Source organism: Dorea sp. BIOML-A1 (genome assembly GCF_009875615.1).
In the GTDB taxonomy this organism is placed as follows: domain Bacteria; phylum Bacillota; class Clostridia; order Lachnospirales; family Lachnospiraceae; genus Dorea_A; species Dorea_A amylophila.
On sequence record NZ_WWSA01000055.1, the window covers coordinates 1 to 7,898 of the forward strand.

Annotated in this window: 5 protein-coding genes and 1 tRNA gene; 4 read left to right on the top strand and 2 right to left on the bottom strand. The window is 40.9% G+C overall.

The window, feature by feature from the left end; all coding sequences use genetic code 11:
- Nucleotides 1–30: 30 nt before the first annotated feature.
- A complete protein-coding gene (locus GT508_RS14110) occupies nt 31–1,518 on the bottom strand; it encodes an IS1182 family transposase (protein WP_161144501.1) in 1,488 nt (495 codons plus the stop codon).
- A gap of 415 nt (nt 1,519–1,933) precedes the next feature.
- On the opposite strand from GT508_RS14110, the gene GT508_RS14115 reads away from it, so the two are divergent.
- From GT508_RS14115 to GT508_RS14130, 4 genes are all read left to right on the top strand, one after another.
- Nucleotides 1,934–3,073 carry a PucR family transcriptional regulator gene (locus GT508_RS14115; protein ID WP_022415162.1) on the top strand — a complete coding sequence of 380 codons (1,140 nt, stop codon included), beginning with the start codon at nt 1,934–1,936 and terminating at the stop codon, nt 3,071–3,073.
- A gap of 108 nt (nt 3,074–3,181) precedes the next feature.
- Nucleotides 3,182–3,820 (top strand): lactate utilization protein, encoded by a 639-nt coding sequence (locus tag GT508_RS14120; RefSeq protein WP_022415163.1) that lies wholly within the window; start codon nt 3,182–3,184, stop codon nt 3,818–3,820.
- A 60-nt stretch (nt 3,821–3,880) separates the two neighbouring features.
- Nucleotides 3,881–3,951 (top strand) — tRNA-Cys (locus GT508_RS14125).
- A 64-nt stretch (nt 3,952–4,015) separates the two neighbouring features.
- On the top strand, nt 4,016–6,313 hold the full coding sequence (locus GT508_RS14130) for a DNA topoisomerase III (protein WP_161144502.1): 2,298 nt from the start codon (nt 4,016–4,018) through the stop codon (nt 6,311–6,313).
- A gap of 104 nt (nt 6,314–6,417) precedes the next feature.
- On the opposite strand, the gene GT508_RS14135 is transcribed toward GT508_RS14130, so the two are convergent.
- Nucleotides 6,418–7,740 carry a transposase gene (locus GT508_RS14135; RefSeq protein ID WP_161144503.1) on the bottom strand — a complete coding sequence of 441 codons (1,323 nt, stop codon included), beginning with the start codon at nt 7,738–7,740 and terminating at the stop codon, nt 6,418–6,420.
- Between the last annotated feature and the right edge of the window lie 158 nt (nt 7,741–7,898).

Consider the following 7,898-nt stretch of genomic DNA (forward strand, 5'->3'; position numbering starts at 1 on the left):
TCAGACTGTAGACAAAGTTGGTGCTGGGAGTTATCCCCAGCACCACTTTTCTGTAAATAGCCTCTGTTTTAATAAAAATCTTAAAAAACTCCAAGATTCTTTCATTTTAGATTCCCTGATTTCTAAAATTTTTGCCAGCTTTTTCAAATTCATACACGCAAACGTAAGCCCGGCTTTCATTTCCATCCGTGCTTTTCCTATGTATTGAGTGTAACGGAAACCATGTTGTTCTTTTGCTGTTCCGAAAAGTCGCTCAATCGTTTCCTTTCGTTGTTGATATATTTCTTTGTTACCTATTGTATGGCGAATATCTTCTGCTTTCTCCATGTATTCTTCCCATACATGTCTGGTAATGACTTTTACATGATCTTTACTTTCTGTGCATTGATGCAAGTATGGGCAACTACTACAGAACAATCCGCAACTCTTATATTCACGATATCCATCTCGATTTGTTGTACTGTATTTTAAAACCTGGTTTCCAGGACAGACGTAACAATCATAATACTCATCGTAGGCATACTCATATTTTTTGAAAAAACCTTCTTTCGTCATTGGTCGTTTGTACGGAAAAAGAGGTTGGATTCCATCCTCCAAGAGAAGATGGGCGATGGCAGGCGTTTTATAGCCGGCATCCATTATCATCATATCCGGTTTGAAATCTTTTATTTTCTCATACAATAGCGGGAATGTACGGCTATCATGTTCGTTTCCGGGATGAACAGTATATCCTAAAATCCAACCATGTTTATCACAAGCTGTTTCTACTGCATATGCAAAAACATGTTTATGTTCTCCTTTACGAAACCAGCCACTTTCCGGATCGCTGGTGCTGCACTTTTGTGTTTTTGCTCCTTCCGGAATCTGAGATTCTGTTTCATCTGCAAAACTTTCTCCTCCGCTTGCAGTTGGTGGTGGAGAATCATTTTTATCATTATCTTTCAAAGGTTTCTTCCCATGTGCCGCCCGGTCTTTCTGAATTTCTTCTTTTAATTCCTGCTCGTACCATAATGCCTGTTCATGTGCCACCCGTTTTCTCATCTTTTTACTATTTGCACATGCTTTCACATGTGTAGAATCCACAAAAATATGTTCTGTATCCACCAATTTGAATTTCATGCATTCTTCTAAAATCTTTGAAAAAATCTGTTCAAAAAGATCTGTATCTTTAAAACGACGTGTATAGTTCTTTCCAAACGTAGAAAAATGTGGTACGGGATCCAACATATCCAATCCAAGAAACCATCGATATGCAACATTTACTTCAATTTCTTTGATTGTTTGCCGCATACTTTTTATGCCATAAAGGTACTGAATAAAAGGAATTTTAATCAGCATAACTGGATCCATACTTGGACGTCCGTTATCAGGAGAATATTTTTCTTCAACAAGTTCATAAATGAAGTTCCAGTTAATCGCTTTGTCTATCAAGCGAAGCATATGGTTTTGAGGAACCATATCATCCATACAAAACATCTGTATTTGTTCTCTTTTTTTATCTGCATTTTTCGTCATCATAAGCACTACCTCCTGATACCCTAATTATATCATGAAGTGCTTGAAAAACCTTGGAAAATAAAGTTGATAACCGAACCATTTTTCTTGGTAAATCTATGGAAAAAAGTTAGGAATGTGGAAAACTTGATAAAAGAAAAACCCGGACTTCTGCCCGGGACTTTGTCTACAGTCTGAGCTCCTCAACTTTCGTTGAAGAGCTTTCCGTCTTTTAAAAATCTAGAGAATGGATTTTTTAGAAGCACATTTTTCGGGGTTGAATATTCATTCTTTTGTACTTCTCATACAATATATCACACGAAATTCACTATGAATATAGTTTTAATCGACAGATTTTATTCCATAAATTGTGTGTCACACACAATTATGATAAAATATATCTATACTCTGATCAACATATATCAGGAGGACCACACTTATGGCAATTAAATTACAGTCCCTGTATGAAGCAATTAACAACCAATTTGATGTCATCCTTCATACCAATAGTTTTTATGATAAAGAAGTAACCTGGATCCATACCGTCGAACAGGGTGAATTCTCCCATCTGCTCCACGGTGATGAACTGATCTTTAACTCAGGTCTGAATTTTACCTCTCAGGACTGGCTGAAAGAGTTCTTAAAGTCATTGAAAGACGCACACGCCAGCGGACTGATCATCTCTGTAAAATCACGTCCTGCATTTTCCCAGGAGATTATCGACTATTGCAATGAAATACAGCTTCCGCTGTTCTCCACTTCCTGGGACACTCCGTTCATTGATATCATGCGGATCTTTTCTGAGATTCTGTTAAAAAACGAACACCGCGAGACCAGTCTTGCCGCTGCTTTGAAAAATGCGATCTATTACCCCGAGAATGAAGACTCCTATCTGAATCCTCTAGAAAGCAATGGATTCTTCCGCGACATGAACTATACTGTCCTCATGATCAGCTGCCACACTTATGACAGTGATTCCGGTAATTCTTACCTGGAACAGCTGGAAAAGAAGATCCGTTATTTCATGTCTAAAGGGATCGTATATGAAGAAGGGAAGCATCTGATCGTATTGTTTGCCGGTGAATCTGTAAACGATATATCTCAGAAGCTCTACGATGTCTGTCAGAATAACTCCGATGTCTATGTCGGGATCGGAACTACGGTCTCGCAGCTTACAGACATTCACCGCTCTTACGAGACCGCATTTACCGCCTATCAGCTCACCAAAACTGCTCTCCCGAAGAACTTCCTTGAGTACAATAAGCTTGGTGTATACAAACTTCTGGCCGATATCCACAATCAATCTCTGACAACGGATTTCCTGAACTCCACACTTGGCCCGATTCTTGACTATGACGCTGTGCATCATACCGATTATCTGCATATCCTGGAAGTCTACTTTGATCATGACTGTAGTATCATCCATACCGCAGATGCACTTTATTGTCATAAGAATACGCTGTCGTATAAACTGAATAAGATAAAAGAACTTCTGGATTATGATATCCTGACCAATGAGAACCGGACAAACATCATGCTTTCTTTTTATATTTTAAGACTGGAAAAGCGCAGTATATAAATGTTCATTTTCTCATCTTCTACATTATTTCAAAGACTACAGACCTGAATCTGTGTTATAATTTCAAGTAGAAATATCTAAACAACATAAACGTGGGAGGAATTCATTATGGATCAGAATCGAATCAAACGAAACCAGATGTTAGGCGCAAAGATTGTAAAAGAACTTACAGCCCGCAACATGGAAGCTTATTATACAGACTCCAAAGAAGAGGCTCTGAAGAAAGCATTGGAATTAATCCCGGAAGGAAGCAGCATCTCCTGGGGCGGTTCCATGTCTGTCAATGAGATCGGCTTAAAAGAAGCTGTCTGTCAGGGAAATTATCAGGTATACAACCGCGATACCGCACCGACACCGGAAGATAAGCGCAAGATCGAGCTTGCGGCATATGATTGTGATTACTTCCTGACCAGTGCAAATGCGATCACGGAAGATGGAATTATGATCAATATCGACGGACATTCCAACCGTGTATCCTCTATCGCTGCCGGACCACGGAATGTGTTGATGATCATCGGAATGAATAAAGTTACACGCGATGTAGATTCTGCCATGTCCCGTGCAAGAAATGAAGCCGCGCCGATCAACGCACAGCGTTTCAACCTGAGCACTCCTTGTTGCAAAACAGGTGCCTGTTTCGACTGCAAAACACCGGATACGATCTGCTGTCAGATCCTGATCACCAGATATTCCAAGACACCACAGCGCATCAAAGTCATTCTGGTAAATGAAGATCTCGGATTTTAACATACAGATTTTCTTGACTTCATCTTACGTATTTGTTATACTTAACAGTACGTAAGGCATGGCGCCATAGCCAAGTGGTAAGGCAAAGGTCTGCAACACCTCTATCACCAGTTCAAATCTGGTTGGCGCCTCTTATATAACCTCGGAAACATCATGTTTTCGGGGTTTTTCTATATCTGAAAGGAGTATATATATATGAAATCACTCGTACTGGCAGAAAAACCATCTGTTGCCCGCGATATCGCCCGTGTTCTCGGCTGTCACAAGAACATTTCCGGTGCGATCGAAGGCAGCAATTATATCGTCACCTGGGCACTCGGCCATCTGGTCACTTTAGCAGACCCGGAAGAATATGATAAGAAATTCAAAGCCTGGGATATGTCTTATCTCCCGATGGTTCCAAAGAAATGGGAGCTCGTCGTGATCAAACAGACATCCAAACAATACCATAATGTAAAAACACAGCTTTTCCGGAAAGATGTCTCTGAGATCATCATTGCAACCGATGCCGGACGTGAGGGAGAACTGGTTGCCCGCTGGATCCTGGACAAATCCGGCTGTCATAAGCCGATCCGCCGTCTGTGGATCTCCTCTGTTACCGATAAAGCGATCAAAGAAGGGTTTTCCCACTTGAAGGACGGTCGTGCGTACAACGACTTATATCATGCCGCAAGAAGCCGCGCAGAGGCAGACTGGCTGGTCGGGATCAATGCCACCCGTGCATTGACCTGCAAGTATAACGCCCAGCTCTCCTGCGGACGTGTACAGACACCGACACTTGCCATGATCGCACACCGCGAACAGCAGATCCGTTCATTTAAACCGGAAGATTATTATGGACTGCGGTGTACAACTTCTGTTACCAGTGGTTCTGTCGGCACTATGGCTTCTATCGTCACATGGACATGGCAGCAAAAGAAAAGCGGTTCCCTGCGCTCCTTTAACAAAGACCTGATAACCGGCCTTGATAAAAAATTAAAGAACCAGACGCTTACCGTGACAGATGTGCATACCTCATCCAAGCGGACACCTTCCCCGGGCCTCTATGATCTGACGGAATTACAGCGCGATGCCAATAAGCGCTTTGGCTTCTCCGCAAAGGAGACATTGAATATCATGCAGAGTCTGTACGAGCACCACAAAGTCCTCACCTATCCAAGAACAGACTCCCGCTATATCGGCACGGACATTGTGCCAACGATCAAAGAGCGCCTGAAAGCCTGCAATATCGGACCTTATAAGAAATATATTCCGGAGCTCTTAAAGAAACCGCTTAAGACAAGCAAAGCCTTCGTAGATGATAAAAAAGTCAGCGACCATCATGCGATCATCCCGACGGAAGAATATGTCCAGATGGAACATATGTCGAACAATGAACGCAAGATCTATGATCTGGTCGTACGCCGTTTTATCAGCGTCCTCTATCCGGCATTTGAATATGAGCAGACTACACTGAAAGCTGAAGCCGCAGGTGAAACATTTACTGCAAAAGGAAAGGTCATCAAAGCCGCCGGATGGAAGGCCGTATATGCCGATGCTGCATCTTCCGGTTCCTCTGCTTCACAGTATGATGCTTACGGGGATTATGAAGATTCTGAAGATTTTGGAGAAGATTTCCAAAATAATGATATGTACTTAAAGGCTTCAGAGCAGGCACTTCCTGTTCTCCACAAAGGCGACACCCTGACTGTCACACGCACGAATATCACAAGCGGTAAGACCAAAGCTCCCGCCCGTTTTACAGAAGCGACACTTCTGTCCGCCATGGAGAATCCGGTACGTTATATGTCTTCTGATGATAATAAGATGAAAAAAACTCTCGGTGAAACCGGCGGACTCGGAACCGTAGCGACAAGAGCCGATATCATTGAAAAATTGTTCCACTCTTTCCTGCTGGAAAAGAGGGGAAATGAGATTCTTCTGACATCCAAAGGAAAACAGCTTCTGGAATTAGTCCCGGAAGATTTGAAAAAACCGGAGCTTACCGCTTCCTGGGAAATGGAACTTGCCAAGATTGCCAAAGGAGCACACAAAGAGCAGGTATTTATCAAAGATATCGAAAGCTACACCAAAGAATTAATTCAGGATATCAAGACTTCCGATGGAACTTTCCGTCACGATAACCTGACTAATACAAAATGCCCGCGCTGCGGCAAGCGTATGCTCTCTGTCAAAGGCAAGAACTCCCGCATGCTGGTCTGCCAGGACCGTGAATGCGGCTACCGCGAGACGATCGCACGCACCAGCAATGCAAGATGTCCGAACTGTCACAAGAAGATGGAACTGATCAAAAAGGGGGACAGTGAGACATTTGTATGCTCCTGCGGCTACAAAGAGAAGTTGGAAGCATTCAAGAACCGTCGTGCCAAAGAAGGTGCCGGCGTATCTAAGCGCGATGTCCAGAAATATCTGAAGAAACAGCAGCAACAAAATGACGAACCGGTGAATAACGCATTTGCACAGGCACTGGCGGGACTTAAGTTAGATAAATAATAGGTAGTGTAAATTATTGGACCTGTTGACAAACTACTTATATTCGCGATTTCTCACTTGTGAATTTAATCAAATATTCAAAAAATGACTGGTTAAGGCTTTGATTACATAGCCTTAACCAGTCGTTTTAGATTTAATGCCATAGCTGAAAAGAGGCATTCTTCTTCCGCACGAATAATCCCTCTTTTATGGATTCTTTTTAAATTGTGTTCCCTTTTTAAGACTGAAAAAGTGCCTTCAGCCCATATTTTTCTTAAACGCATTACTTTGACATATTCAGGTGTATGATATTTTAGTTTATTACGATGAAATGCAGGATAATTCCCACTGGCGTTGATCCGAATAGCTCCTTGATCTATTTCGCAAATAGAAAGTCGTGGACAATCTTTACACAGTTTACGGGCACGAGAATACAGTCTATAATAATTCAAGGTGCTTCTTTTGAAGACAAGCCTTTGAAAATTTAACTCTTTCTGATTTTCGCATACAAAGCAGTCTTTATCTTGATTATATGTAAATCCCTTTTTTAAAGCATTATTCTGGTATTCGCGAATTGCTGTATAGCCTTCGATTCCAAGTAATTCCAGTCCTCTATGAACAGCCCCAACATCATAACCGCCATCCAATGCCAGCACCTTTATATCAATAGGTAAGGCCTCTTGTTGCTGTTTTACATGATTGAGAATAATATCACTTTCACGATGATTTGCTGGATAACAATTAACGCCTGTGATTATACCATGTCCCGTATCTACCGTCATCTCTGTTAAATAACCAAGCCCCCTTTTCCTTTTTTGGTTTATATATCCACAATCAGGGTCTGTTGTACTTTTCAGAGTACGCTTTGTAACTTCTTTCGTTATAGGTTCTTTATAGCCCGGAATTTCAGACATTTCTTTTTCCAGTTCATCAAGGTAGTGGATGGAAGACTGTTGTACTGTCTCTATTACTTCTATAGAACTGTTAACAGAAACATTTCCTGGTAAAAATGATCCATCGCCAACTACCGTATTACCACTTACAATTCCCATATTTATACATTGCATTATGATTTCATTAAAAATATCTCTGAAAAGAGTATTATCTCTAAAACGTCTCCGACGATTTTGGCTAAAAGTACTATGGTCAGGAATCTTCTGCATCAGATCAAGTTCACAAAACCATCGATATGCTAAATTTAAAGAAACTTCCTCTTCCAATCTGCGTTCTGATTTGATTCCATAAAGATATCCAATTAATAGCATCTTTATCATAACAACTGGATCAATAGATTTTCTTCCTGTATGTGAATAAAAAGAGGACGCTTTTTCATAGATGAAATCAAAATTTACACTGTTTTTAATCTGTCTCAACAAATGATTTTCCGGAATCATTGAGTCTAGATCCAGAATAAGAAGTTGCATTTGATTATCAATTCTTCCCATCATAAAAAGTACCTCCTATGGCAAAATTATTACATATATTTTACCATAAAGAAGGTACTTTTTCTTTACTTTGTCAACAGGTCCATTATTCTGTGTAAACCTCTCAGATTGATGATAAAATCGTAGGTTTATAGAATACTAAAATATAATGTGATGGGCTG